The 26,412-nt window shown below is 45.3% G+C and carries 25 protein-coding genes and 1 riboswitch; of the genes, 2 read left to right on the top strand and 23 right to left on the bottom strand.

Annotated elements, in window-relative coordinates; genetic code table 11:
* Positions 1–10: 10 nt before the first annotated feature.
* The 6 genes from ligA to BM126_RS18530 form a co-directional block, all read right to left on the bottom strand.
* Entirely contained in the window at positions 11–2,017 is a 2,007-nt protein-coding gene (gene ligA / locus BM126_RS18555) for an NAD-dependent DNA ligase LigA (protein WP_090990921.1), read from the bottom strand.
* A gap of 102 nt (positions 2,018–2,119) precedes the next feature.
* Entirely contained in the window at positions 2,120–4,360 is a 2,241-nt protein-coding gene (pcrA, locus tag BM126_RS18550) for a DNA helicase PcrA (RefSeq protein WP_090990920.1), read from the bottom strand.
* A gap of 173 nt (positions 4,361–4,533) precedes the next feature.
* Entirely contained in the window at positions 4,534–5,217 is a 684-nt protein-coding gene (locus BM126_RS18545; protein WP_090990919.1) for a heptaprenylglyceryl phosphate synthase, read from the bottom strand.
* Between the two features lie 288 nt (positions 5,218–5,505).
* Positions 5,506–5,799, bottom strand: coding sequence for a YerC/YecD family TrpR-related protein (locus BM126_RS18540; RefSeq protein ID WP_090990918.1), 294 nt, complete (start codon positions 5,797–5,799; stop codon positions 5,506–5,508).
* A 31-nt stretch (positions 5,800–5,830) separates the two neighbouring features.
* Positions 5,831–6,868, bottom strand: a complete 1,038-nt coding sequence (locus BM126_RS18535) for a DUF3048 domain-containing protein (RefSeq protein ID WP_090990917.1) — start codon at positions 6,866–6,868, stop codon at positions 5,831–5,833.
* Between the two features lie 72 nt (positions 6,869–6,940).
* Positions 6,941–8,683 carry an adenine deaminase C-terminal domain-containing protein gene (locus BM126_RS18530; protein WP_177201502.1) on the bottom strand — a complete coding sequence of 581 codons (1,743 nt, stop codon included), beginning with the start codon at positions 8,681–8,683 and terminating at the stop codon, positions 6,941–6,943.
* Positions 8,684–8,862: 179 nt separating this feature from the next.
* On the opposite strand from BM126_RS18530, the gene BM126_RS18525 reads away from it, so the two are divergent.
* Positions 8,863–9,120, top strand: a complete 258-nt coding sequence (locus tag BM126_RS18525; RefSeq protein WP_090990916.1) for a YgaP family membrane protein — start codon at positions 8,863–8,865, stop codon at positions 9,118–9,120.
* 114 nt (positions 9,121–9,234) lie between these two features.
* On the opposite strand, the gene BM126_RS18520 is transcribed toward BM126_RS18525, so the two are convergent.
* Positions 9,235–10,077, bottom strand: coding sequence for an aldo/keto reductase (locus BM126_RS18520; RefSeq protein WP_090990915.1), 843 nt, complete (start codon positions 10,075–10,077; stop codon positions 9,235–9,237).
* 262 nt (positions 10,078–10,339) lie between these two features.
* Between BM126_RS18520 and BM126_RS18515 the strand changes: the two genes are divergently transcribed.
* Positions 10,340–10,960: an NAD(P)-dependent oxidoreductase gene (locus BM126_RS18515; protein ID WP_090990914.1), complete on the top strand. Its 621-nt coding sequence runs from the start codon at positions 10,340–10,342 to the stop codon at positions 10,958–10,960.
* 34 nt (positions 10,961–10,994) lie between these two features.
* Here BM126_RS18515 and BM126_RS18510 read toward each other — a convergent pair whose 3' ends face one another.
* The 16 genes from BM126_RS18510 to BM126_RS18440 form a co-directional block, all read right to left on the bottom strand.
* A complete protein-coding gene (locus tag BM126_RS18510) occupies positions 10,995–11,264 on the bottom strand; it encodes an excalibur calcium-binding domain-containing protein (RefSeq protein WP_090990913.1) in 270 nt (89 codons plus the stop codon).
* 256 nt (positions 11,265–11,520) lie between these two features.
* Positions 11,521–12,795: a phosphoribosylamine--glycine ligase gene (purD, locus tag BM126_RS18505; protein WP_090990912.1), complete on the bottom strand. Its 1,275-nt coding sequence runs from the start codon at positions 12,793–12,795 to the stop codon at positions 11,521–11,523.
* Entirely contained in the window at positions 12,734–13,021 is a 288-nt protein-coding gene (locus BM126_RS22565; RefSeq protein WP_177201501.1) for a hypothetical protein, read from the bottom strand. The genes purD and BM126_RS22565 overlap by 62 nt, the downstream gene beginning before the upstream one ends.
* A 98-nt stretch (positions 13,022–13,119) precedes the next feature.
* A complete protein-coding gene (gene purH, locus BM126_RS18500) occupies positions 13,120–14,658 on the bottom strand; it encodes a bifunctional phosphoribosylaminoimidazolecarboxamide formyltransferase/IMP cyclohydrolase (protein ID WP_090990911.1) in 1,539 nt (512 codons plus the stop codon).
* 19 nt (positions 14,659–14,677) lie between these two features.
* The gene (gene purN, locus BM126_RS18495) at positions 14,678–15,244 is read right to left on the bottom strand and encodes a phosphoribosylglycinamide formyltransferase (protein ID WP_090990910.1); all 567 of its coding nucleotides are present in this window, start codon (positions 15,242–15,244) and stop codon (positions 14,678–14,680) included.
* Between the two features lie 103 nt (positions 15,245–15,347).
* The gene (purM, locus tag BM126_RS18490; RefSeq protein WP_090990909.1) at positions 15,348–16,376 is read right to left on the bottom strand and encodes a phosphoribosylformylglycinamidine cyclo-ligase; all 1,029 of its coding nucleotides are present in this window, start codon (positions 16,374–16,376) and stop codon (positions 15,348–15,350) included.
* Between the two features lie 100 nt (positions 16,377–16,476).
* On the bottom strand, positions 16,477–17,892 hold the full coding sequence (gene purF, locus BM126_RS18485) for an amidophosphoribosyltransferase (RefSeq protein ID WP_090990908.1): 1,416 nt from the start codon (positions 17,890–17,892) through the stop codon (positions 16,477–16,479).
* A complete protein-coding gene (gene purL / locus BM126_RS18480) occupies positions 17,877–20,099 on the bottom strand; it encodes a phosphoribosylformylglycinamidine synthase subunit PurL (RefSeq protein WP_090990907.1) in 2,223 nt (740 codons plus the stop codon). The genes purF and purL overlap by 16 nt, the downstream gene beginning before the upstream one ends.
* Positions 20,083–20,769, bottom strand: coding sequence for a phosphoribosylformylglycinamidine synthase subunit PurQ (purQ, locus tag BM126_RS18475; RefSeq protein WP_090990906.1), 687 nt, complete (start codon positions 20,767–20,769; stop codon positions 20,083–20,085). Before purQ ends, purL begins: the two co-directional genes overlap by 17 nt.
* A complete protein-coding gene (gene purS, locus BM126_RS18470; RefSeq protein ID WP_071352921.1) occupies positions 20,766–21,020 on the bottom strand; it encodes a phosphoribosylformylglycinamidine synthase subunit PurS in 255 nt (84 codons plus the stop codon). Before purS ends, purQ begins: the two co-directional genes overlap by 4 nt.
* Complete coding sequence (purC, locus tag BM126_RS18465; RefSeq protein WP_090990905.1) at positions 21,013–21,732, bottom strand: phosphoribosylaminoimidazolesuccinocarboxamide synthase; 720 nt, start codon at positions 21,730–21,732, stop codon at positions 21,013–21,015. Before purC ends, purS begins: the two co-directional genes overlap by 8 nt.
* 91 nt (positions 21,733–21,823) lie before the next feature.
* Positions 21,824–23,116: an adenylosuccinate lyase gene (purB, locus tag BM126_RS18460; protein ID WP_090990904.1), complete on the bottom strand. Its 1,293-nt coding sequence runs from the start codon at positions 23,114–23,116 to the stop codon at positions 21,824–21,826.
* Positions 23,113–24,273, bottom strand: a complete 1,161-nt coding sequence (purK, locus tag BM126_RS18455) for a 5-(carboxyamino)imidazole ribonucleotide synthase (protein WP_090990903.1) — start codon at positions 24,271–24,273, stop codon at positions 23,113–23,115. The genes purB and purK overlap by 4 nt, the downstream gene beginning before the upstream one ends.
* Complete coding sequence (purE, locus tag BM126_RS18450; protein ID WP_090991036.1) at positions 24,257–24,745, bottom strand: 5-(carboxyamino)imidazole ribonucleotide mutase; 489 nt, start codon at positions 24,743–24,745, stop codon at positions 24,257–24,259. Before purE ends, purK begins: the two co-directional genes overlap by 17 nt.
* 133 nt (positions 24,746–24,878) lie before the next feature.
* A riboswitch (purine riboswitch) is annotated at positions 24,879–24,981 on the bottom strand.
* A gap of 78 nt (positions 24,982–25,059) precedes the next feature.
* A complete protein-coding gene (locus tag BM126_RS18445; protein WP_371261474.1) occupies positions 25,060–25,242 on the bottom strand; it encodes an NETI motif-containing protein in 183 nt (60 codons plus the stop codon).
* Positions 25,243–25,252: 10 nt separating this feature from the next.
* Positions 25,253–25,798 carry a DUF2179 domain-containing protein gene (locus BM126_RS18440; RefSeq protein WP_090990901.1) on the bottom strand — a complete coding sequence of 182 codons (546 nt, stop codon included), beginning with the start codon at positions 25,796–25,798 and terminating at the stop codon, positions 25,253–25,255.
* Between the last annotated feature and the right edge of the window lie 614 nt (positions 25,799–26,412).

The following is a 26,412-nucleotide window of genomic DNA, read 5'->3' as shown; positions in this document are numbered from 1 at the left end:
TTACACCCTCTTACTTATTTAATTCTTCAATCAGCCGTTCCTCGTCCCAAACGTCAATTCCTAAACTTTCAGCTTTGGCAAGCTTGGAGCCTGCATCTTCTCCCGCAATCAGGAGATCCGTTTTTTTGCTGACGCTTCCTGATACCTTGGCTCCCAGTGCCTCAAGCTTCTCCTGGGCCTCGCCTCTTGTCAGTATACTCAGTTTACCAGTGAGCACGATGGTTTTGCCAGCAAATATAGAGTCAGATTCTTCTGGAGAGACCGGTCTCGGCCCTTTATATTCAAAATTAACTCCTGCTGCTTCCAGCTCCTTCAGCAGTTCCTGCACCTCTTCCATCTCGAAATAAGATACAACTGAATCAGCCATTTTCCCTCCTATTTCATTGATGGAAGTCAATTCCTCAGCTGTTGCCTTGCTTAAGGCTTCCATGCTTCCAAGCTCCTGGGCAAGTGTTTTCGCCGCTTTCGATCCGACATGGCGGATCCCCAGGCCAAACAGCAGACGCTCAAGCGAATTGCTTTTAGATGCCTGTATGGCCTGCAGCAGATTTGAAGCCGATTTTTCTCCCATCCGTTCCAGTCCCAGAAGCTGTTCTTCTGTCAATTTATAAATATCGGCAACATCCTTTATCAGATGCTCACCGAACAATTGGCTGATTACCTTTTCTCCAAGTCCGTCAATATTCATCGCATTCCTGGATACAAAGTGGATCAGCCCTTCACGGATTTGTGCCGGGCATTTCGGATTAATGCAGCGAAGGGCCACTTCCCCCTCCAGCCTCACAAGCTCGCTATCGCACTCAGGGCAATGCGTAGGCATAAAGAAATCTTTCTCTTCGCCTGTTCTCTGCTCAGCAAGGACATTCACGACCTCTGGTATGATATCGCCGGCCTTTTTGACAACTACTTTATCGCCGATTTTAATATCCTTTTCGCGGATTAAGTCTTCATTATGAAGAGTGGCCCGCTGTACGGTCGTGCCTGCAACGCGCACAGGATCCAGTATGGCAGTTGGGGTAACGACCCCTGTCCTGCCGACATTAAGCTCAATATCCCTGAGTGTGGTTATGACTTCCTCGGCAGGGAATTTATACGCTATGGACCAGCGAGGGCTTTTTGCCGTTCTTCCCAGCTCCTCTTGCTGATCAAGGGAATCCACCTTTACTACGATTCCGTCGATGTCATAGGCCAGATTCGGGCGCTTTTCTCCCCATCCCGAGATATACTCAAGTACTTCCTCAATGCCTGCGCATTTTTTCCGTTCATGGTTGGTTTTAAAGCCAAGCCTGTCCAGAAGATCCAAGCCTTCGCTGTGAGACTTCACACCCGTTTCGCCAAGATCTGCAATGGCATATAGAAAAATATCAAGCTTTCTTTTCGCCGCAAGTTTGGGATCAAGCTGCCTGAGGGACCCTGCAGCCGCATTTCGCGGATTTGCGAATGGCTCCTCGCCGCGCTCTTCTTTTCCCTTGTTCAGGGATTCAAAAGATTTTTTCGGCATGAACGCTTCACCGCGGACCTCGAGTGTAACTGCTTCCTTAAGTTTAAGAGGAATGGTTTTTATAGTCTTCAGATTTTCCGTGATATCCTCACCGACTGTCCCGTCGCCCCGGGTCGCCCCGCGGGTGAAGTAGCCATCTTCATACTGCAGGGTCACGGCCAAACCATCAATCTTCAATTCACAGACATAGGAATAGTCTTCTCCCACTGCCTGGCGTACTTTTCTGTCAAAGTCCCTCAAATCATCTTCGTTGAAGGCATTTGCAAGACTGAGCATCGGACTGCTGTGCTCGACCTTTTCAAACATATCCAAAATCGCTCCGCCCACACGCTGTGTCGGAGAATCAGGAGTGCGCAGCTCTGGAAATTGCTCTTCATATCCAATGAGCTCTCTTAAAAGCTTGTCATACTCTGAATCCGGCACAGAGGGCTTGTCCATTACATAATATTCATAACTGTACTGATTCAGCAGATTCTGCAGGTCTGTGACAATTTTTTGCGCAGCTTTTATGTCCATAAATCCAGCCCTTTCTTTTTACAGATCTATTCAGACTGACAGACCCTCCAGTCAGTCTGCACAGCTTCTATTTTATTTTAGAATGCGGGAGAATGCCCGCATTTATGCTTTTTCAATTGGTGCAAACTTGGCCAATAAGCGTTTGATGCCGGTAGGGCTCGGGAATGCAATATCAAGTTCCTTCCCTTCGCCTTCACCTTTCACACTGACGACCGTTCCGGTTCCCCATTTTTTATGCGAAGCCTTGTCGCCGACCTTCCAGCCGATTTCATCTCCTCCGGTTTTAGAAGGTGCCGATACCGCCCGCCCAAATGATGGGGTACGCTGGGTGCCGCCTGATTGAACAGGTTTTGAAGAATAGCTGCTTTGGCTGCTGAACCTTTTGGCCTTAGGCTTCGGCATCAGGTCTTCAAGCAGGTCTTCCGGAATTTCACTAATGAACCGGGAAACAGGATTCATGTTTGTCCGTCCGTATAGTGTCCTCATTTGGGCATTCGTGATGTAAAGCTCGGTTTCTGCACGCGTAATGCCCACGTAAGCAAGCCGCCGCTCTTCTTCCATTTCTTCTTCATCCATGAGTGAACGGCTGTGAGGAAACACGCCTTCCTCAAGCCCCAATAGGAACACTACAGGAAACTCAAGTCCCTTTGCAGAGTGCAGCGTCATTAATGTGACTGTCTCCTGCGCTTCATCTGTATCATCCAGGGAATCAATATCTGCTACTAGAGCAAGATCAGTCAGGAATCCAACTAGTGACTTATCATCATTTTTTTCCTCAAAGTTCTTTGTTACAGAAAGAAATTCATCAATGTTTTCCAGCCTGCTTTGAGATTCGATTGTTTTTTCAGCCTCAAGCATTTCACGGTATCCTGACTTGCCGATGACCTCTTCCACCAGCTCTGTAACAGAAAGGTATTCCTGCATGTTGCTGTAGCCTTTGACAAGATCTCGGAACTCCCTTGCCGCATTCATGATTTTCGGGCTGAGACCGATATGCTCAATCTCCTCCAGCGCCCCAAACATGGAAAGGTCCTGGCTTGCAGCATAGTCGGCAATTTTATCCAGTGAGGTAGAGCCCACTCCCCGTTTCGGCACATTAATCACCCTGCGCAGGCTGATATCATCATCCGGATTCGCAATCAGGCGCAAATAAGCTAAAATATCCTTGATTTCTTTGCGGTCATAGAACTTGATGCCGCCCACGATGCTGTACTGGATATTAGATTTCAGCAGCACTTCCTCCATGACACGTGACTGTGCATTTGTGCGGTACAATATGGCGAAGTCAGAGAGCTTTCTGCCAGAATCCCTGGATATTTCATTAATCTTTCCGGCTACAAACTGTGCTTCTCCCTGCTCGCTGTCTGCACGGAGATAAAAAATCTTATTTCCTTCAGAGTTTTCAGTCCAAAGATTCTTCGGCTTCCGGTTGCTGTTATTTCCAATGACACCGTTGGCTGCGGAAAGAATTCTTTTCGTCGACCGGTAGTTCTGCTCAAGGAAAATAACCGTTGCGTTCGGGTAGTCCTTTTCAAAAGACAGGATGTTGGCTATATCAGCACCCCGCCACCGGTAAATGGACTGATCGGAATCACCGACAACACAGATGTTCCTGAATCGGGATGCCATCTGCTTTACAAGCATATATTGTGCCCGGTTTGTATCCTGGTACTCATCCACATGAATATACTGGAATTTGCGCTGATAATATTCAAGCACCTCAGGGACACGCTGAAACAGCAGGATCGTCATCATGATCAAATCATCAAAGTCGAGTGCCTGGTTCTTACGGAGCCTTTTTTGATACTCTGTATAAACATCAGCAGTCACCTGGCTATAGTAATCGCCTGCTGTTTTTGCAAATTCCTCAGGGCTGACAAGTTCATTTTTTGCTGAACTGATGCTGCCGAGAATTGCCCGATAGTCATATTTTTTCGTATCCATATTCTTATCTTTAAGAATCTGTTTAATCACCGATTGCTGATCAGTTGTATCGAGGATTGAAAAATTACGGTTAAAGCCGATCCGGTCAATGTCGCGCCTTAAAATTCGCACACACATCGAGTGAAAGGTGGATACCCAGATTTCATCTGCCGCTCCTCCCAATATTGCCCGGATTCTCTCCTTCATTTCCCTTGCTGCTTTATTTGTAAAAGTGATCGCAAGAATATTCCATGGCGCCACTTCTTTTTCCACCATTAAATAAGCAATCCGGTGTGTCAGCACCCTGGTTTTTCCGCTCCCTGCGCCGGCCATGATCAAAAGGGGGCCATCCGTTGCTTTCACTGCCTTTTGCTGCTGTTCATTTAAACCATTTACTAATTTCTCAGATAAAAACTGCATGAAAACACCGCCTTTTTTTCGAACATTTGTTCCTAGTATATAAAAAATCCAAACCCCTTGTCCACTCCCGGCAAAAAGGCGCACAAAAGCAGAAAGGCTTTTTGCCTTATCTCTATGCTTGTTATTGGCCTCACAATGCCAGGCGTATCAGGATGAATCAGAACCTTCAAACTCTATTTAACAGCTTTTACTGTTTCAAGTGCTGCTGCCAGGTTATCATAAATGATATTTCCAACTACAATGACATCTGCATGAGCTGCCATTTCCTTAGCCTGCTCTGCTGAAGCAATGCCGCCCCCATAAAAAAAGACAGCTTCCTCCAAATTGCTTTTTGCTTTTTCTGCGACAAGAGGATCTCCGTACATTCCGCTGTACTCCAGATAAAAAATAGGAAGATGAAACATTTTTTCGGCCATCATCGCATAGGCTCCGACATCCTCGGCATCCTTGTTTGCATCAGCCTTTGTTAAAAGCGCTGCCTTGCTGTCAGGATTAAGAATGCAGTATCCTTCTACAAATATTTCGTCCCAGTTCATGATTTCCCCGTATTCCTTCACAGCTTTATGATGCAGATTCATAATCCAATCCGGATCTGTGCTGTTTAAGACAGAGGGAATAAAGTACAGATCAAATCCTGGCGTTACCGTCTCTGCATCAGAAATCTCCAGGACACATGGAACGGTATATCTGCGCACCCTTGCCATTAAATCCAATACTTTTTCAAGGGTGATGCCGTCAGACCCCCCCACCATGATGGCGTCTGTTCCGGATTCGCAGATCGCCTCCAGCGCCTCATCACTTATTTCCTTATCTGGATCGAGTTTGAACACATGCTTCCACTCGCGAAAATCGTACATCGTTATCCTCCATTCTAATTCCCATTAAACCATTATAGCATTAAGATTTTTCAATAAAAAAGAGATGTATTTGCAAAAAATTTCTGAAACAAATACGAAAAGCCCATGTCCTGTCCAGGCATGTATATGCGAGCAAGAATAAAAGGCCCGGACTCATAGCTAGCAGGCCAAATTCTCTGCATCCTGCAGGCTCTGAGCCATCAAGAACCTGCCCAGTATCCCCTAAAAAACAAAAAGCCGGAATAGATAATCCGGCTGTCTGTGCTGATTTTATAAGCGTTCGGTAACTCAGTCTTCCACAATTCGGTCAAGTGCCATTGTATAGGCATCGTTTCCGTAGTTTAAGCAGCGCTTAACCCGTGAAATCGTAGCTGTGCTTGCGCCAGTCTCCGTTTCGATTTTATGATAGGTTTTTCCTTCTTGAAGCATGCGTGCAACCTCAAGACGCTGTGCAAGTGACTGAATTTCATTCACCGTGCACAAATCATCAAAAAACCGATAGCATTCATCCAAATCTTTTAAAGTCAAAACCGCTTTAAAAAGCTGGTCAAGTTCTTTTCCTCTTAATTTCTCTATTTGCATAGTGTATCTCCTTTAAATGTCTGATTCCCTATTACTTATAGGATAGGCTGCCAGCAAGCCCGGGATGATCCGGGATGATATTCACCCACGTTTTTCCGGGGACGAAGCCTGCCTCTTTGCCATTCCTGAAAGGAACGATTTCCCCGTGTACATTCTTCCACTTTACTTTGTTCACTTTCCCTTTTTGAAAGAGATATCCTTTGCCGCCAGAAGTAAAGTTAATATCACGGCGCCCGTAGCTGTCAATGATCTTGTGATGCGCTTCAATCACTAAAATATTGTCAAGCAGAATGGATGCACCAGTTTTATATTCCACCGATTGCTGATTGTTTGTATACCGTTTATATCTTCCTTTGGCACTATCATACGTATACGTATCATCGAATGATGCGGAACCATATGAAACGGAAACCGTTCCTGCCGGGTCTCCCCGCAATTCCTTCAGCTGCTTAGCGCTCAAAAAGGAAAAGGCCCTGGGTGCACCTGTTAAATCAAACGATTTCATCTTTGCTCCCTTTTCAATGCTGCTGAAGGTAATATAGGAATTATGCGGAGCTTTCCGGTCTGAAGATCGCTTGAACAATGTGCCATCATACTGGATCCCGTTCAGATTATCAATATAACCGCTTTTGAGAAGCTTTTTGGCATCAGGGCTATAACCATGTGCTATATAAATACTATTGAAGCCTTTGGCCAATTTTACAAAGTAATCCCGCGCACTGCGGACCGGACCTGCCTGCTCTGGCATTTCACTTTGATATACAGCCAAAAATCTTGTTATACCTGCTTCAGCAAGCATTTCATACACAACATCTGCTTTGGAAAGCCCTGTTTGCGGCCTTGCCTTCGGATGATTGTTAATCATGATGGCAACTGCCCTGCTGTCCGCAGGATCTTTCGTGCCTATACCCGTTAAAGGGTACTTATATGAACCTTGCTTTATATCTGTATCTTTAGTTTTAGTGCTATCCGTTGACCGAGGTTCCTGTTTGGGTTTGTCATCATGTTTATGGCTGCAGCCAGCCACCAGAAGAAACGAAGACATCAGGATTGAAAAAGTTTTACGCATGGTGACCGCACACTCCCTGACTAAATTTTCAGGCTATTCCCCTCGAGATTGAAAAACTTCTTCTTTTATATTTTAACGCATTATAGAAGGAAAGAGTATAGTTTTCTTCATAACATCGTAGACTCCATTTTGAGTCACCCGTATATAAGGCAGGTGGGTGGATGAGAAGAACTGCATCGTATAAATCGGGTCGGAAAAGGGATATCCTCTCTCCTTCAATAGCTGCTTTAATTCCTTTTCTTCCTCTATAAGCTTCTCTACCGGTTTGTCTGACATCAATCCCTTTAGTTTCAGGGGAAGTTCGAAGATAATTTTTCCATTTTCAGCAAGTACTATGCCCCCGCCTATTTCTTTCATTCTGTTAAAGGCAAGGATGATGTCTTCCTTCCGTTTGCCAATCGCCACAATATCACCCGTGTTGGAATAAGAGCTTACAATCCCGCACAGCCTGTCTGCAAATCCCTTTACAATTGTATTGATGCGCCACTTGCCGCCCCTGTCCAGCATGGAGAAAAAACACTCATCGTGATCAAAGGACAGCTCTCCATATGATACGTCGGAGGAGATGGAATAGGGCTTCGTAATCACGTCATTCACCATTTCAATCCCAAACGGCATGGAAAATTCGAGATCATCGAAATCCATCTTCCAGTCAAGCTTTAGCGGCTCAAAATCATATTCTGTCCAATCTATATCAGTATCTGCTTCCAGGTTTACGCCGTCTTTTTTCACCCACTTGCCTTTGGCGAGCACCGAAACAGGAACTGGATTTTTCTCGTCAGATAAAAAATTGATGTTTGCCACCCGGCCGGTCGCAATGCTTCCATGCAGGTATTCAATGTTATAATACCTCGCTATGTTAATAGTCGCCATGTTATAAGCATCAATTACCGGTATTCCCCGGTCGATCGCCATTTTAATCATCACATCAATCAGTCCATTTTCACAGAAGGATGGCGGAGACCCGTCTGTTGTAAAAAAGAACCTGTCGAAATGGGATATGCCCATTTCCAGAATTTCATCGAGCAGCACAGGGAGATCCGGACGAATGGATGAATACCTGAGCGAAACGGTATATCCCTGCATCAACCGTGTCATTACGTCTTTACCAGTCATGGCTTCATGATCGCAGCCAGCACCGAACAGCATCATTTTTGCAAGCGTTTTCTCTGAAGCGCCGGGAAAATGCCCTTCAATCTGTTTCCTCATTCTCCTCGCTTCCTGAATCCAGTGCAGCATCATATCATCCCCTGCAAGCAGGGATGGCCAGCCAGTCAGTTCTCCGCCCTGAAGGACCGCATCATGCTCAAGCCAGGACTTGATATCTTCATGAGTAAAAACCTTCTCATCATTCCTGAGCTCAGTCTGTGAATCAAAGCGGCACCACCAGTACATGGAAGACGGTATATTACGGAGCTCTCCTAATAAAGTAAACGCTTTCTTTTTATCTAATTGCAAAAAGAGCAAAAGGTTGTCATTGATCAATGTGGTTGTCCCGCAGTATGACGAATAGCGGGCATACGTCTGGGGATTATATAACTGAAATGGATGGGAATGAGGTTCAATGTAACCCGGAACCAGAACCTGGCCCTTGCAATCCAGCACCTCACAGCCCGTGATATCGTCAGGAAGCTTTTCGCCTACGTAAATGATCCGGTCTTCATAGATCCAGATATTCGCTTTCATCCATTTACGAAGATACTGATTTAAATAAGTAGTATTTTTCAATAAGATATGCGGAGCCTTCATGCCATCCAGCACGTCAATATGCTCGCGCAGCTGCATATTTTTCCATCTGTAGCGCTGTTCCAGCAATTCTAATCCCTCCGTTGAATCGGGATATACATTTCATTGTATTAGCAAAGGGGTTTTTTATGACCCGGACAAAAGGAAAATGCAACCCAATTTTCCTTAATAGTACCATATTCGGTATATTAACACATTAAAGTTTAGCAATTTAATGTTAAAACTTTATGAAGGGAGGACAATAAGATATGAACGATAAACAAAATATTAGTATAATGAATGGCTTTGTAAGAATGGCATGCGGACTAACCCTGCTCACATGGTCAACAGCCAAACTCGTCAGGAAACCCTGGAAGCAATCTTACGTGCTGACTGCCATGCTTGCCTCCATGAAAGTAGCCAGCGGTGCCACACGTTATTGCCCGATAACAGATGCCATGGAAAGAAACCGGGACCTTGCGGATGCTGTCATGCCAGATGCCATCAAGCAGGAAATGCATAAGTGAATTCACCCAAACATCAGGGCAGCAGAGATACCAGATAATCCGCGCTTAAAACTAGAAAAAGAGGCTGCGCCGCTAGTCATGAATCTGACCAATGGCACAGCCTCTATTTAAGATTTAGAAATCAATATGGTCCGGGTCAGGACCGACACGCTTATTTTGATTCAATTCATCTATTTTTACCATTTCGTCTTCAGTCAGCTGGAAGTCAAATACCTGTGCATTTCCGGTAATCCTCTGCTCTTTCACAGACTTAGGGATTGTGATGACTTCATGCTGCAGATCCCAGCGCAGAATAACTTGAGCAATTGTTTTATTATGCTTACTGGCAATTTCAGCAAGCACAGGATGATCAAGCAGCTGCCCTTGCATTAACGGAGACCATGCCTCCACTTGAATGCCTTGTTCTTTACAATACGCCCGTACCTCTTCTTGAGTTAAACGCGGGTGAAGTTCGACTTGATTGACCACAGGCTTGACTTGCGCGTCCTTCAATAAATCTTTCAAGTGATGCACCTGGAAGTTGCTCACGCCAATAGCCTTCACTTTTCCGTCCTGATAAAGCTTCTCCAGGCCTCTCCAGGCGTCTTTATATTTTCCTTCAACGGGCCAATGAATCAGATATAAATCCAGGTATTCAAGACCCAGCTTCTTTAAGCTTAGCTCATAAGCCTCTATAGCTGCTTCGGAGCCTAAATCTGAATTCCAAACCTTAGATGTCACGAACAGTTCCTCACGGGTAATGCCGGCTTCTTTCATGCCTTCCCTGATTCCTTGTCCTACTCCCTCTTCATTTCCATAAATAGCCGCTGTATCAATGCTGCGGTAGCCGTGCTTGATTGCTGTTTTAACCGCTTCAACAAGTTCTGGCCCTTCTTCCACCTTAAACACACCAAGGCCGAACCAAGGCATTTTTGTTCCATTATTCAGTGTAACGCGATCTTGTAATGAACTAGCCATTTAATAAAACCTCCCTATATTTATAAGTGCCTCTTTGAGCGCACTGGTTATTCATAATATCCTGCAAAACTAGTATGGAGGATATGCTTCCGGAAGAAAAGTACGCACTTTTTTGTAATATAGGCACCAAAAAGTTCTTCAGGCACATTTTAGTGCCTGAAAAGCCTGCACTCAAACTAGAATACATTAAGGCAATATGATACATTTTCATTATTATCGCAATACCCTTTTTACCGTAAATTATCTTATGAGGTGATGATTTTTGAATCTGCTAATATTAGGGGCAACAGGGCGAGTCGGCAGCCATTTAGTCACATATGCCCTTCAGGAAGGTCATCATGTAACAGCATTGGTCCGCTCTCCTGAAAAAATTGAGATTTCAGATGAAAAACTAGCCGTTCTAGAAGGAAATGTGCTGCAAATTAAGGATATACAAGCTGCCTTACACGGCTGTGATGCCGTGATCAGCTCATTGAACACAGATAAAACCACAACACTTTCAGATAGTATACCGCTTATATGCGATGCAATGAAAAAAGAGGGAATTACAAGGCTGATTACCATCGGCACCGCAGGGATCCTCCAAAGCAGGCTTGAGCCTGATAAGCTTCGCTACCAGTCTAGTGAATCAAGACGAAGGTCTGCCGCTGCAGCAATTGAACACCATAAGGTTTACACTTTCCTTAAAGATAGCGGACTTGAGTGGACGATCGTCTGCCCTACCTATCTGCCTGATGGGATAAGGACAGGAAGCTATCGTACGGAAAGGGATATGCTGCCTGAGGGAGGAACAGAAATATCGGTCCAAGATACGGCCGATTTTGCCCTGTCTCAGCTAAAAAGCACGGAATTCATGAAGCTGCGTGCAGGGATTTGTTATTAAGCCCCAGAGAACAAAAAAAAGAGCCTTTCAGCTCTTATCTTTCACATGCAATTCCATCTTTGTCTCTGTCGCTATGGCTGTTTTTACTGTAAAGGGCGCTTGATACGTACGGCTTGTAGTGCGTTTTTCCGCCCTTGTTTTTAACCTTTGACGATTTTGCCACTCCGCCTTTATATACCTTGTTTAATGCTGTACAATTTTTGTAGCTGATGATTTTTGTACTCGCTTTAGCATTGTCCCCTGCACTGAATGAAAAACCAAACACCAAACCAAATGACAGTAAAATAACGGATAATTTCTTCATAACCATCCATCCTTTCCAATTAATTACTTTAAACCTTACATATCATAAAACATTTGATACAGGTTTTCTATTGGTATATAATTCCTTTTTTCAGATTGCTATTGAAAAATAGATTTTCTGCCGCTCTCCGAACAAAATTGTCCTCTATTTCTCTATGTATCTGTTTTTATTTACAGGCGCTGTTCGTGCGGCCTTCAGATCTGTCATGTGTCTTTTATTCCACTATAAAAGCCGCCCCTATAAGAGGCGGCTTTTGCTATTTTAACGCTTCGGCCTTCAGCGCTTTATGTCCAATGTCCTTTCTCCAATAAAGCCCTTCACTTTTTACGCGGTCCATTTCTTTATATACCTTATCCTGCGCTGCCGAAAGATTTGCGCCTTTGGCAGCAACCAAAAGAACACGTCCTCCTGCTGTGATCACCTGCCCAGAGCTGTTTTTTCCAGTTCCGGCATGATATATATGAAGGTCTGAAGAAAGATTGTCAATTCCCTCAATCACAGCGCCTTTTTCATAATCTCCGGGATAACCCTTGGCAGCTGCTACCACTCCGATGACTGCATCTGAATCCCAACTCAGTTCATAATCACGGCCATCAAGCACTGCTTCAAGTGTTTCCGCAAAGTCATTTTTGAGTCGCGGCAGGACCACCTGTGTTTCCGGATCACCGAAACGTGCATTGAATTCAATCACTTTTGTTCCTCTTTTTGTCGAAATCAAGCCGGCATACAGCACGCCGGTAAAGGAACGCCCCTCTTTTACAAGCGCAGCTGCGGCGGGCTTCAGCACTGTTTCAACGGCTTGCGCCACAGTTTCTGCAGAAATATGGGGTACTGGGGAGTACGCGCCCATGCCCCCTGTATTCGGGCCTTCGTCACCGTTATAGGCCCGCTTATGGTCCTGTGCAATCTCCATAGGATACACCTTTTCTCCGTTCACAAAAGCCATCAGAGAAAATTCCTCTCCATCCAAAAACTCTTCGATAACCACTCTTGTTGAAGCTGTCCCGAATTTCGAATCAATCAGCATGTCCCTAAGCGCATCATTGGCTTCCTTCATGGAATTGGCTACCACAACCCCCTTACCAGCAGCAAGGCCATCCGCTTTAATTACAATAGGGGTCCCCTTTTTCTCGAGGTATGCCTGTGCTCCCGATAGATCTGAAAAAGTGCCATACTCTGCCGTCGGAATTCCGTATTTCTCCATCAGATCCTTAGCAAAGGACTTGCTTCCTTCTATTTCTGCAGCAGCCTTTTCAGGCCCGAATACCTTAAGGCCAGCCGCCATAAAATCATCTGCAAGTCCGTTCAATAAAGGAGTTTCCGCTCCAATAAAGGTAAGATCAACATGGCGGGATTTTGCAAAAGCAATTAGCTCCTCATGATCGGATTCATCAATGTCAGCCAAGGCCGCAACATCTTCCATACCCGGATTGCCAGGAGCAGCATACACCGTATCCACTTTTTCACTATCATAAAGCTTTCTCGCGATTGCATGCTCCCTGCCGCCGCGGCCAATAACTAATACATTCATGCCTGCTCACCTCTTTATTGGTATTTGTAAGGCTGATTTCTTTTTTAATAATTTCTGCGGGGCATCGAGGAGGCTCACCGCCCGCCCCACGGAAAGCGAGCATCCTAGAGCGGAAATCAACCCCTTGTTCCATGCGGCAAATTTTACGAAAACTGCCTTCTGCATTTATATATACATCCCTTTTGTTTCCATTTAATTGGATAATAGTATCCAATTCCTGCTTCATTCGAGCCAAATACCCGGTGATTAGAGCCAGATTCCGCTTCATTAGAGCCAAATTGGCGTCAATTAGAGCGAATCACTGCAAAACCTCATAAAGGGTGCTTAATGTTTAAAGTGGCGAACTCCCGTGAAGACCATGGCAATTCCATATTCATCCGCTTTTTTGATAGAATCCTCATCGCGGACAGAGCCGCCCGGCTGAATGATGGCTGTAACACCTGCTTGATGGGCAGCTTCTACAGTATCATCCATTGGGAAGAAAGCATCAGAAGCCATTGCGCTTCCTTTGGCTTTTTCTCCCGCCTGATCCAGGGCAATTTTAGCCGATCCGACTCTGTTCATTTGTCCGGCACCGACACCAAGCGTCATTTTGTCATCACAAACCACAATGGCATTCGATTTAACATGCTTTACGATTTTCCAGCCAAGCTTCAGGGCTTCCCATTCCTTTTCTGTTGGTTCCCGTTTAGTAGGCACTGAAATTTCCGCATCTTCAAATCCATAGGCATCGCTATCCTGCACCAGCAAACCGCCTTGTACAGAAGATAGCTTTTTCTCAAGCCTATTATCGCCTTCAAAGGAAACCGTCAGAAGACGGATGTTCTTCTTACCAGTCAGCACCTCGAATGCTTCTTCAGAGAAGGATGGTGCAATAATAATTTCCAGGAAGATTTCACGCAGTTTTTCTGCCGTTTCTTTATCCACTTCCCGGTTTAGAGCGATGATCCCGCCAAAAATTGAAGTAGGATCTGCTTCATATGCTTTAGCAAATGCCTCTGAAATACTGGAACCTGTTCCCACACCGCATGGATTCATGTGCTTGACAGCCACAGCTGCGGGCTCACTGAATTCCTTCACGATCTGAAGCGCTGCATCGGCGTCATTGATGTTATTATAGGAAAGCTCTTTTCCGTGAAGCTGCTGTGCATGGGCAACGGAAAAGGATGCTCCTGATGGCTTGCTGTAAAAAGCAGCTTTTTGGTGCGGATTCTCTCCATATCTTAAAGATTGCTTCAGGTTATAAGTAACCGTAAGGCTCTCCGGGTTTTCTTCTTCAGCAAGCTCTGTCATGTACTCGGATATTACGGCATCATATGCAGCTGTATGTCGGAAGACCTTTGCGGCAAGCTTTCTTTTGAAGCTGAACGAAACATCTCCTTCATCTTTAATCTGCGCAAGCACTGTATCATAATCAGCATGATCGACGACCACTGTAACAAACTCATGGTTTTTTGCAGCCGAGCGAAGCATGGTTGGTCCGCCGATATCAATATTTTCAATGGCATCCTCTGCCGTTACATTCTCTTTTGCAATCGTCTGCTGGAAAGGATAAAGATTTACGCAAACCAATGAAATTGGCTGGATCCGATTCTCCTCGAGCTGTGCTTTGTGGGAGGCATCATTCGGCCTTGCCAATAAACCGCCGTGAACGTTCGGGTGAAGGGTCTTTACTCTTCCGTCCAGAATTTCAGGAAAGCCAGTCACCTCGCTAATTCCAGTTACTTCGATTCCATGATCCACAAGAGCCTTTTTCGTACCTCCAGTAGAAATAAGTTCAAAGCCCGCTTCCTTTAATCCTTTAGCAAATTCAATGATTCCTGTTTTATCAGAAACACTTAGCAATGCGCGTTTAGTCATCATGATCCCTCCGTATAATGTCTTATGTATGCAATATCTTGTTTAACACTTGCGGATACAGTTCGTGCTCCACAGCTTGGATTCTTTTTTGCAGAGCTTCCTTTGTATCTCCCGGTAAAATGGGAACCCTTCTTTGGGCAATGGCCGGCCCGGTATCCATGCCTTCATCCACATAATGAACAGTTACACCGGTTTCCTTCACTCCTGCATCAAATGCTTGCCCTATGGCATCCTTCCCGGGGAAAGCCGGCAAATAGGATGGATGGATATTTATGATTTTCTGCGGGAATTTTTGCAGCAGAGTATGGCCGATCAGGCGCATATATCCGGCAAGAACAATGTATTCCGCTTCGTGCTCCGAAAGCGCCGATAAAATTTCCAGTTCAAACATTTCCTTGCTTTCATATTCTTTTGGCGAAAAACAAAAAACGTTAACTCCTTCGCCTGAAGCTCTTTCAAGGACTAGTGCGCCTGGACGGTCACAAACCAGCAAAGAGATTTCAGCCTTTAAACCGCCTGCTTTAATTTCGTCCATAATAGCCTGAAAGTTGCTTCCGCTCCCTGAAGCGAAAACAGCAATTTTTTTCATAGTCTCCCCCTTTAAAAAAACATGTCCAAAACGGAAAACCGCCACATCCAAAAGCATCTATTTAAAGCACGCCCGGGTGACGGTACTATCCATCTATCAGCACTTACTCCTTAAACGAAACTCCCTTATCATCTGTCACTTTTCCGATCACATATGCTTTTTCTCCGCATTCTTCAAAATGGCTGATAAGATCTGCTGCAACGTTTTCACTCACAGCGAGTACCATTCCGATACCCATGTTAAAAATATTGAACATTTCAGCTTGGTTCAGCTTGCCCCTTTTTTCAAGAAAGCTGAAAATAGCAGGAATAGCCCACGAATTCTTTTGAATGTCCGCGCCCAGGTTTTCAGGCATCATCCGTGGGATGTTTTCAATAAATCCGCCGCCAGTGATATGGGCCATACCTTTTATCTGATATTTTTTCATAGCGGATAATAGAGGTTTAACGTAAATTTTCGTTGGAGTCAGCAATTCTTCTCCAAGTGTTGTGCCGAATTCTTCGAAGTAGCTGTGTAAATCAAGCTTTTCATCTTCAAGAAGAATCTTGCGGACTAGTGAATAGCCGTTGCTGTGGATGCCGCTTGAAGCAAGGCCGATCAGCACATCTCCCGCTTTCATGCTGTTCCCGTTTACAAGTCCGGACTTCTCGCAGGCTCCTACCGTAAAGCCTGCCAAATCGTATTCATCATCCTGATACATTCCAGGCATCTCAGCCGTTTCTCCGCCAATCAGCGCACAGCCGGCATCCCTGCAGCCCTCTGCCACGCCTTTAACAATGCTTTCAATTACTTCCGGCTTCGCTTTTCCGCATGCAATATAATCCATGAAATAAAGGGGTTCTGCACCCTGCACAACAATATCATTCACACACATTGCCACACAGTCGATGCCAATTGAATCATGCTTATCAAGCATAAATGCCAGCTTAAGCTTCGTACCAACACCATCCGTTCCTGAAACAAGAACTGGCTCCTTTAAGCCTAATGACGATAGGTCAAACATTCCGCCAAAACCGCCCAAGCCATTCAGAACCTCAGGGCGCAGTGTCCGCTGAACGTGCTTTTTCATGCGTTCCACAGCCTCGTAGCCCGCTTCAATATCCACACCTGCATCTTTGTACGCATTGGCCATTTATATTTCAGTCCTCTCTATTGAAACCTCCGCCATCAACCGTGAAGATGGCAGAACCCTCGCCATTGCTTGCCTGAAACAAATTTAATCAAACGTTTGATTAACACTTTTGGCTAAGCTGGAGCTTGGTTTCTTCGAATATTTCAGTCGGATATTTACCCGTGAAGCAAGCCATGCACTGTCCGTGGAGCTCTCCTTCAAAAGGCCTTCCGATTCCAGCGACCGTTCTTTCCACGCTTAAAAAAGTAAGTGTGTCCGCACCGATAATTTTGCGGATTTCTTCAACTGAATTTTCAGAGGCAATCAATTCCTCTGTTGTGGAAGTATCGATTCCGTAATAACATGGATTTTTTATTGGCGGCGAGCTGATCAAAACATGAACTTCCTTTGCTCCGGCTTCCTTCAAAAGAGCGACAATTCTTTTGCTGGTCGTCCCGCGCACGATGGAATCATCCACCATAACCACCCGCTTGCCCTCAACCACTCCCCGGACGGCTGAAAGCTTCATCTTCACACCCTGTTCACGGAGTGACTGTGAAGGCTGGATGAAGGTCCTGCCGACATAACGGTTTTTGATCAGGCCAAGCTCATAAGGAATTCCTGTTGCTTCGGCATACCCAATAGCCACTGATATGCTGGAGTCCGGTACACCTGTTACTACATCTGCTTCGATAAAGGCTTCTAAAGCAAGCTGTTTGCCTAAATTTTTTCTCGCTGTATGAACATTGATACCATCAATATTGCTATCCGGCCGCGAAAAATAGATATATTCCATCGTACACATCGAGCGCTGTGTTGAAAGCGAAAAACGCTCTGCAGCAATACCGGAATCATCAATTACAAGAAGCTCTCCAGGCTGGATATCCCTGATAAACTCCGCTCCTACAATATCAAGGGCACATGTTTCTGAAGCCACCACATACGCATCTCCAAGCTTTCCTAATGAAAGCGGGCGCAGTCCATGCGGGTCAAGTGCGACAAGCATCTGGTTTTCATCCATAATAAGGAATGCATAGGCGCCTTTTAACATGGAAAGGGCATTTTTCACCCGGCTCTTGAAGTCGGAAAAGCCGCCTTTTTTTATCAAGTGCGCAAGAACCTCGGTGTCAGAAGTAGTCTGGAAGATGCTTCCCTGTGCTTCAAGCTGCGCTTTAAGCTGGACGGCATTAACCAAGTTTCCGTTATGGGCCAGGGCCATTCCCCCGCTCTGGGAATTAAACAGCAGCGGCTGTACATTTTCATATCCTCCGCCGCCAGATGTTGCATATCTCACATGGCCGATTGCCGCTTTGCCGGAAAGACTTTGCATCTTGTCAGCTGTAAACACCTCGGTAACAAGTCCTTCTCCCTTAATGCCGCTGAGGCGCCCGCCATCTGTTAAGACAATTCCTGCACCTTCCTGGCCGCGGTGCTGCAGGCTGTGAAGGCCGTAATACGTAATCTGCGCTGCATCTTCATGTCCCCAGACCCCGAACAATCCGCACTCTTCATTTAATCCTTTTAATTCAGCAAGCATGGTATCGCTCCTCTCCAAGCTGAAAACAGTTCTTCTATATCTCCATCAACAATTGTATTGTTTTCGCTGTCCATAATCCTGAGGAAACCTGAACCATTCACTTCACCGATATGAATCGCATCTTTTATGCCTGCTTCAAATGACTCTTTATTTTCCGGTCTTACGGAAATAAGGAAGCGGGATTGTGTTTCACTGAATAATTCACAAACCGTATTTCCTTTTAACACCACGCTTGCCCCTAGACCGGTCCCTCCAAACAGTGATTCAGCAAGTGCAACTGCCAATCCGCCCTCTGCAAGGTCATGTGCAGAAGAAACAAGTCCACCCCGGATGGCATTCAGCAGCTGATTTTGGCGCTTTTTCTCAAGGTCCAGATCAAGTGCCGGTGCTGTTCCAAAAATTTTCCCATGGATCATTTTTTGAAGCTCGCTGCCGCCGAATTCGTTTTCTGCCTGTCCGATTACGTAAATGAGGTCACCGTCATTTTTAAAGTGTTGAGTAGTGATATGGGTAAGATCCTTTACCAGGCCAACCATGCCGATAACCGGGGTCGGGTAAATCGCCATCCCATTTGTTTCGTTATATAAAGATACATTTCCGCCAATCACCGGGGTGCCCAGTGTGCGGCATGCCTCGCTCATTCCATCTGCTGCTTTTTCAATCTGCCAAAAAATCTCCGGCTTCTCAGGATTTCCGAAGTTAAGACAATCCGTAATCGCCAGGGGTTCTGCACCGGAACAGACAATATTCCGTGCTGCTTCAGAAACTGCAATCCTTCCGCCTGCTTCAGGATCCAGGTAGATATATCTGGAATTACAATCGGTTGTCATAGCAAGCGCCTTATTGGTATCCCTGATTCGGACAACCGCTGCGTCAGAACCAGGGGGAACTACCGTAGAGGTCCTGACCATATAATCATACTGGTCATACACCCATTCCTTGCTGGCAATCGTCGGCTGCTTAAGCAGGCCTTTAAGGGTTTCTTTATAATCATCCACCTGCGGAACAGGCATTTCCATTTCCTGAAACTCACGGAAGTATTCTGGTTCCAGGGAGGGTTTATGATATACCGGCGCTTCCTCTGCCAAAGCATCAGCAGGCACATTTGCCGCAATTGAACCATTGTGGTAAAGCCTTAGCATTTTATCATCCGTTACTTTCCCTACTGCAACAGCTTCCAGATCGTACTTTTGGAACAGCTCAATAATTTCCTGCTCGCGCCCTTTTTTTACGACGATCAGCATTCTCTCCTGTGACTCTGAAAGCATCATTTCATAAGCGGTCATCCCTGTTTCGCGCTGTGGCACAAGGTCTAGATTCATCTCGATTCCGGAACCCGCTTTACTTGCCATTTCAGCTGATGAGCTTGCAAGTCCTGCAGCGCCCATATCCTGGATCCCAACGAGAGCATCTGATCTAATCAGTTCAAGGCATGCTTCGAGCAAAAGCTTTTCCATGAACGGATCCCCAACCTGTACAGCAGGCCGCTTCTCCTCAGATGCATCTGTAAGCTCTTCGGAAGCAAATGTTGCTCCATGAATGCCATCACGCCCTGTTTTAGCTCCAACATACATAACCGTATTTCCCGTTCCGCGGGCCTGGCCCTTCTGGATTTCATCATGATTGATCAATCCGACGCACATCGCATTGACCAGGGGATTACCTGCATAGCACGGATCAAACTGGATTTCTCCCCCAACCGTCGGAATGCCGATGCAGTTTCCGTATCCTGCAATGCCGGCCACAACCTCTTTAAATAGATACTTCACACGGGGATTATCAAGCTCTCCGAAACGAAGCGAGTTTAATAGAGCGATAGGACGTGCTCCCATGGAAAATACATCACGGATGATCCCGCCAACACCTGTTGCTGCTCCCTGGTAGGGTTCGATTGCTGAAGGATGGTTATGGCTCTCAATCTTAAAGACTACTGCCTGATTATCGCCAATATCCACAATCCCGGCTCCTTCACCTGGACCCTGGAGCACTTTTTCGCCTGTTACCGGGAATTTTTTCAGCACGGGTTTTGAGTTCTTGTACGAGCAATGCTCAGACCACATTACTGAAAACAATCCAGTTTCCGTATAGTTCGGTGTTCGGCCGAGGATGTTTTCAACCATTGCAAATTCTTCATCACTAAGTCCCATTTCTGCATAAATCCGTTTATCCTTGATCATTTCCGGACTTGGCTCAAGCATTAACTGCATATGATTCCCTCCAGTTTCTCACGATAGACTGAAATATTTTAATTCCATCGGCACTTCCAAGCAAGCTGTCCACAGCACGCTCCGGATGCGGCATCATTCCGAGTACATTTCCTCCAACATTCACAATCCCGGCAATGTTCCCGAGGCTTCCATTTGGATTTTCTCCATTGTACGTGAATACGATTTGATTATTCTCTGTCAGTGATTGCAGGGTTTCTTGATCACAATAATAATTGCCTTCGCCATGTGCAATGGGAATTGTAATAACTTCACCCTCTGAATAACCTGTTGTGAATAATGTTCCGGCGTTTGCAACCTTAAGGCTGGCAGGGCGGCAGATAAATTTCAGATCACTATTTCGCAGCATGGCTCCAGGTAAAAGGCCAGCCTCAAGGAGAATTTGGAATCCGTTGCAGACCCCCAGAACCGGCTTTCCTGCTTCTGCTGCTTTTATGACTTCAATCATGATCCTTGAAAAGCGTGCAATGGCACCTGAACGCAGATAATCTCCATATGAAAAGCCCCCTGGCAAAAGAACGGCGTCATATTCATCTAAACTGTCAGCAGTATGCCACACATATTCTGCTTCTTCTCCAAGCTCATCCCTGATGGCATGCAGCATGTCTATATCACAATTGGACCCAGGAAAAACAATGACGGCGAATTTCACTGTGATACGACCTCCTCGATTTCGCAGCGGTAATCTTCAATGACTGTATTCGCCAGAAGCCTTTCACACATATCTCTTACAAGCTGGTCCACATCATTTTCGCTTTTCTCGATCATAAGCTCCATGTATTTCCCGATGCGCACATCTTTCACCTCTTCATACGTTAAGCTGTGCAGTGAATGCATTACTGCTGTTCCCTGAGGATCCAGTACACTTTCCCTTAATGTGATATAGACTTTAACTTTATACATGCTGACGCCCTCCAAGCTTTGCTAAAATTTTTTCATATGCATCTGTGAGGCTTCCAAGGTCTCTGCGGAATACATCTTTATCGAGCTTTTCATTTGTTTCAGAATCCCATAAACGGCATGTATCTGGAGATATTTCATCAGCCAGCAGGATTTCATTGTCCCCTGTCTTGCCGAATTCAAGTTTGAAATCAATCAGATTCACACCCAGTTCTTTAAAAAAGCTTGATAAAAAGGTATTCACCTTGAGTGCTTGTTCCTTTAACTGCAGCAATTCTTCCTTAGAAGCAAGATCAAGCTCCCTAATATGATCTTCTGTTAATAGCGGATCGCCCAGCTCGTCATCTTTATAATAAAATTCCACCAATGTTTTCTTTAACGGTGTGCCCTCTAAAAGTCCAAGGCGTTTAGACAAAGTCCCTGCTGCTGTATTCCGGACCACAACTTCAAGCGGGATGATGGCAACCTTTTTTACCAGCTGTTCGCTGTCGGATGTTTTTTTTATAAAATGAGACGGAATCCCTGCTTCATGAAGTCTTGAAAATATCAGACTGGAAATCTCATTATTGAGCCTGCCTTTGCCTTCTATTTCTTCCTTCTTCACACCATTAAAAGCTGTAGCAGAATTCTTATACGAAACCCATACTATATTTTCATCGTCTGTTCCATAAATTCTCTTGGCTTTACCTTCGTACAGCAATTCGCGCTTTTCCATTTCAAGGCCCCCATTTACGGAATATTGGCAATTTTATTTTCAAAACGATTGTTAAGGAAGTCCCTGCCGCCAGACGGCAGCAGGGGAATTATCATAATCCCAGACGGTCAAAGATCACATCTGCATATTTCAGGTGGTAATGATAGTCAAAGCAGTCATCGAGCTCTTCCTTCGTTAACAGGCTGGTGATTTTATCATCCTTTTCAAGCAATGAGCGGAAAGGGACTTGCTCTTCCCAGGAAGCCATGGCATGCGGCTGGACCGTATCATACGCTTCTTCGCGAACAAGGCCTTTGTCAATCAGCGCAAGCAGCACACGCTGTGAATAGATTAAGCCAAGTGTGCGGTCCATGTTCCGCTTCATATTCTCAGGGAATACGGTCAGGTTTTTCACAATATTTCCAAACCTGTTCAGCATATAATTCAAGGCGATGGTTGCGTCAGGTAAAATGATCCGTTCTGCTGAAGAATGTGAAATATCACGCTCGTGCCAAAGGGCAACATTTTCATACGCCGTCATCATATAACCTCGGATGACGCGTGCCATACCTGTCATATTTTCCGAACCGATCGGATTTCGCTTATGTGGCATAGCAGAAGACCCTTTTTGGCCTTTTGCAAAAAATTCCTCGACCTCTCGTGTCTCACTTTTCTGAAGGCCGCGTATTTCTGTTGCAAACTTCTCGATTGATGTAGCAATCAAAGCAATTGTGCTGAGATAATGCGCATGGCGGTCCCGCTGCAGAGTTTGCGTCGAAATCGGTGCAGCCTCAAGGCCAAGCTTTTCGCATACATATTGCTCAACAAAAGGATCAATATTGGCGTACGTTCCGACAGCTCCGGAAATTTTGCCGAACTCGATATTCTTCCTTGCTTCCTTGAAACGATTTACATTCCGCTTCATTTCTTCGTACCAAAGAGCAAGCTTAAGTCCAAAGGTAGTAGGCTCGGCATGAACTCCGTGAGTACGCCCCATCATCACGGTATGCTTATGTTCACGGGCTTTGTTTTTCAAAATTTCCACAAAACGGTCAAGGTCTTTCTCAAGAATTTCATTTGCTTGCTTCAGGACATAAGAAAGGGCTGTGTCGACAACATCCGTAGAGGTAAGTCCATAATGCACCCATTTGCGCTCATCTCCCAATGTTTCTGAAACTGCTCTTGTAAAAGCAACCACATCATGGCGGGTTTCTTCTTCAATTTCCTGTATCCTTTTTGCATCAAAAGAAGCATTCTCGCGCAGAAGCTTGACATCTTCCTTTGGTATCACTCCAAGCTCTGACCATGCCTCACATGCCAGAATCTCCACTTCAAGCCATGCTTTAAAGCGGTTATCCTCTGTCCAGATCGCACCCATTTCCGGGCGTGTATAACGTTCAATCATGATTGGTCCTCCGTTTCTCTTTCTCTTGGCCAAATGCCGCTTTCGCGTATCTCGGAAAGAGCTGCTTCGATAGACTCCCGCAGCAGGGTAACATGCCCCATTTTCCGGTTGTGCTTGGCTTCTTTTTTTCCATAAAGATGTATGTTCCAATCCTTCAGGCCAGGAATCGCCTTCATAATCGGATCGATATGCTGTCCAAGTATATTCACCATCACGGCCGGCTTCATTAATTCAGTACTTCCAAGAGGCCAGTTGCATATCGCACGTATATGCTGCTCAAACTGTGAAGTTTCGCAGGCCTCTATCGTATAATGCCCGGAATTATGCGGCCGCGGTGCAAGCTCATTGATGAGAATGCTATCGTCTTCTGTCAGAAACATTTCTACAGCAAGCGAACCGACAAGTCCGGCAGATTCGGCCAGTTTTCCGGCCATCTCCAGCGCCTTTTTCTCCGCTTCAGCGCTAATGCGCGCCGGTACAATGGTTTGATGCAAAATGTTTTCAACATGAAGGTTTTCCGCAACAGGAAAATAACTCATTTCGCCATTTTCTTTCCTTGCCACAATCACAGAAATCTCTTTTTTATATGGCACCCATGCCTCCAGTACACAAGCTCCATGCTTCAGCAAAGGGGCAGCCATTGCGATTTCTTCCTGTTTCCGGATGACAAGCTGCCCTTTTCCGTCATAGCCGCCCCGTGATGTTTTAAGCACGCTTGGATAGCCCAGCTCGTCTATCTTATCATAAACATCTTGAAGCTCATTAATTTCAAAATATGGAGCAAGCATCGCCCCTGCCTCACGTATCGCTTTCTTTTCCGTGATGCGGTCCTGTGTCATTCTTAGCAGCTCGGAGCCTTGAGGAAGATATGTATGCCCCTTCAGCCAATCCAGCGCTTCTGAGCTGATATTTTCAAATTCATAGGTAATCACGTCACTCGCTTCAGCTAGCTGTTCAAGTGCCAGCATGTCATCATATGCCCCAATAATTTCAACATCTGCCACTTGTGCTAATGGTCCATTTTCAGCTGGATCGATAACGGCAATGTTCAGGCCGGCTGACTTTGCATACAGTGCCATCATTCTTCCCAGTTGCCCTCCGCCGATAATGCCTACCGTCTGCCCCGGAAGGATCACTTTCTCATTTAAGCTGTTCATTGCTCAAAAGTACCTTATCCCTGATTTCATCACGCATGGACTGAAGCCTTTGGGCAAGCTCCTTATCCTCGATGGCAAGCATCTGTGAGGCAAGCAGCCCGGCATTTGTGGCGCCTGCTTTTCCAATGGCAACGGACGCGACCGGAATCCCGCCAGGCATCTGGACAATCGACAGCAAAGAATCAATGCCTTTCAGTGCTTTAGACTGCACCGGAACCCCGATGACGGGCAATGTAGTTTTTGAAGCAACCATGCCTGGGAGGTGGGCAGCTCCCCCGGCACCCGCTATAATCACTTTAATATCCCTATCCCTTGCGCTTTCTGCATATTCGAACATAACATCCGGTGTCCTATGGGCTGATACAACCCTTTTTTCATACGGCACCTCTAGCTGATCTAATGCCTCGCACGCATATTTCATTGTTTCCCAATCCGAAATGCTTCCCATGATAACGCCAACAGATGGTTTCATATACTCTCCTCCAGCTTGCCGGTTTTCTATTATCTCAAATAAAAAAACCGGACAGACCTTCCTCATAAAGAGAAAGCAGTCTGTCCGGAACGCAGTCTGTCCAACATTAAGAAACAAGACATTACATCCTGGAAGTTCATCTACTTTCTCTCATAGTCCAATAATTTACGGTTATTGGGTAGAAACTTTTGGGCCATATCCCCAAGTATTATATGAGAGATTTCATTTTCACTATCACCATAGTAACGCTCACCATGTTTCACTGTCAAGCAATTATCGAATATTATCTTAATATAAATTAAAATCGTTCGTGTTTAGTCAACCAGCTTTGCTTCAAATACGATTTTCCTCTTTACAGGCTCATATTTTACCAGCCCATCGATCTTTTTTTCTTCAAAGATCGGCTTTTCTGTCCGCTTAACCGGCATATAGCCTTCCTCTTTCATCCTATACAGGCAATCATCAATACTCTCGCCTTCCTGCACTTCAAAAACCATTTTACTTTTTTTACTCACCAAACAGCTTTCCTTTCTTCACGGATTTCACCCAAAAGCCACCGTGTATCGTTTTAGGTTCATAAGTAATAATAAATGCTTTAGGGTCAATCTGCTTAATGACGGTATACACCTTCAGCTCATATTTTCTTGGTGTTAGAATCTGAAGAGCCATACGGTTCCCCTCAAGTCCCTGAGCCTCCCAGTTTGTAACCCCGAAACCTTTTTCACGGAGCAGCTTAGGCAGATTTTTATCCTGTTCCGTTGAAATGACATTTACAGTAATATACCCCAATGCCAGCTTTTCTTCAATCTTCATCCCTGCCAGCACTCCGATTCCATAGCCCGCAGCATATGCAATCAAATTCTGTATCTGATCGAGGTTATCCAGCACAAGCCTCAGGCCTATCACATATATAATGACCTCAATCATGCTGATGAATGCGGCCAAATACTTTTGGCCTTTCAAGGTTAGAATCATCCGAATCGTATTAAAAGAAACATAAACAATATTAATGGCCAGTATGATGCCAATCATGATAATACCGTTCTCAAGCATATCCGTCACTCCGATGCAATATGTAGTTAATTATGCTGTGCCTTCATGTATTATATACCCCATTGCAGTCAAAACACATGCTAAACAGGAAGGTAATTCCTTACAAATGGAAGATTGTTGGGGAGTTTCATATGGATTCATAGTTTTCAGGCCTAAAATTTTGCCTTATTGGCAAAAAGCTTAGATTTGAGACGTGAGAATTCCCAGTTATTTGGATAATAAATCCAAATAGGCTGTCATTCGAGCGAAATCTGCTCTGTTTAGAGCCAAATCATCTTCCATTCGAGCCAAATTGCAGTCTATTCGAGCGAATCAGGATAAACATCTAACCCGGACGGATTCTGCTGACCTTTCGTTTGCTTTGGTGGTCCCTGCTCTGCATGGACTTGCACAGGACGTTGCGGATTTGCAGAACTTCCTTGTCCACTGTCCTTCACCTTCATCCGGGCGCGAGCTTAACTTCCGTGTTCGAGCTTCTGTACGGCAATAACTGGCGGATCTCTTCGTCAGCTTCAGTCCTTCCGCTCCTCGTGTACACCGTACACTCCGGTGCTCACTCCTTCGCTTCCTCGACCTCCTTGGTTCTCCCCATTCAGGTTTGGGCTTACTTGACT

The organism is Bacillus sp. OV322 (assembly GCF_900112495.1).
Taxonomy (GTDB): Bacteria; Bacillota; Bacilli; order Bacillales; family DSM-1321; genus Peribacillus.
The sequence above is the reverse complement of the archived record's forward strand: the minus strand, read 5'-3'. Positions and strand labels throughout refer to the sequence as shown.

Bases quoted from the DNA above. Each gene is read 5' to 3' on its own strand.
- ligA (WP_090990921.1), bottom strand. From the start codon at position 2,017: ATGGACATAAAAGCTGCGCAAAAAATTGTCACAGACCTGCAGAATCTG.
- BM126_RS18545 (WP_090990919.1), bottom strand. From the start codon at position 5,217: ATGTACGATTTTCGCGAGTGGAAGCATGTGTTCAAACTCGATCCAGAT.
- purB (WP_090990904.1), bottom strand. From the start codon at position 23,116: ATGATTGAACGTTATACACGCCCGGAAATGGGTGCGATCTGGACAGAG.
- purS (WP_071352921.1), bottom strand. From the start codon at position 21,020: ATGTATAAAGTTAAAGTCTATATCACATTAAGGGAAAGTGTACTGGAT.
- purF (WP_090990908.1), bottom strand. From the start codon at position 17,892: ATGCTTGCTGAATTAAAAGGATTAAATGAAGAGTGCGGATTGTTCGGG.
- BM126_RS18510 (WP_090990913.1), bottom strand. From the start codon at position 11,264: ATGAAGAAATTATCCGTTATTTTACTGTCATTTGGTTTGGTGTTTGGT.
- purC (WP_090990905.1), bottom strand. From the start codon at position 21,732: ATGGAAAAGCGCGAATTGCTGTACGAAGGTAAAGCCAAGAGAATTTAT.
- purH (WP_090990911.1), bottom strand. From the start codon at position 14,658: ATGATGACTAAACGCGCATTGCTAAGTGTTTCTGATAAAACAGGAATC.
- BM126_RS18520 (WP_090990915.1), bottom strand. From the start codon at position 10,077: ATGGCTAGTTCATTACAAGATCGCGTTACACTGAATAATGGAACAAAA.
- BM126_RS18535 (WP_090990917.1), bottom strand. From the start codon at position 6,868: ATGCGTAAAACTTTTTCAATCCTGATGTCTTCGTTTCTTCTGGTGGCT.
- pcrA (WP_090990920.1), bottom strand. From the start codon at position 4,360: ATGCAGTTTTTATCTGAGAAATTAGTAAATGGTTTAAATGAACAGCAG.
- purL (WP_090990907.1), bottom strand. From the start codon at position 20,099: ATGCAGTTAATGCTTGAGCCAAGTCCGGAAATGATCAAGGATAAACGG.
- BM126_RS18440 (WP_090990901.1), bottom strand. From the start codon at position 25,798: ATGCTTGAGAACGGTATTATCATGATTGGCATCATACTGGCCATTAAT.
- BM126_RS22565 (WP_177201501.1), bottom strand. From the start codon at position 13,021: ATGAAGCAGGAATTGGATACTATTATCCAATTAAATGGAAACAAAAGG.
- BM126_RS18540 (WP_090990918.1), bottom strand. From the start codon at position 5,799: ATGCAAATAGAGAAATTAAGAGGAAAAGAACTTGACCAGCTTTTTAAA.
- purK (WP_090990903.1), bottom strand. From the start codon at position 24,273: ATGAACAGCTTAAATGAGAAAGTGATCCTTCCGGGGCAGACGGTAGGC.
- purD (WP_090990912.1), bottom strand. From the start codon at position 12,795: ATGAATGTATTAGTTATTGGCCGCGGCGGCAGGGAGCATGCAATCGCG.
- purN (WP_090990910.1), bottom strand. From the start codon at position 15,244: ATGAAAAAAATTGCTGTTTTCGCTTCAGGGAGCGGAAGCAACTTTCAG.
- BM126_RS18445 (WP_371261474.1), bottom strand. From the start codon at position 25,242: ATGGTTTTTGAAGTGCAGGAAGGCGAGAGTATTGATGATTGCCTGTAT.
- purE (WP_090991036.1), bottom strand. From the start codon at position 24,745: ATGAAACCATCTGTTGGCGTTATCATGGGAAGCATTTCGGATTGGGAA.
- BM126_RS18525 (WP_090990916.1), top strand. From the start codon at position 8,863: ATGAACGATAAACAAAATATTAGTATAATGAATGGCTTTGTAAGAATG.
- purM (WP_090990909.1), bottom strand. From the start codon at position 16,376: ATGGCCAATGCGTACAAAGATGCAGGTGTGGATATTGAAGCGGGCTAC.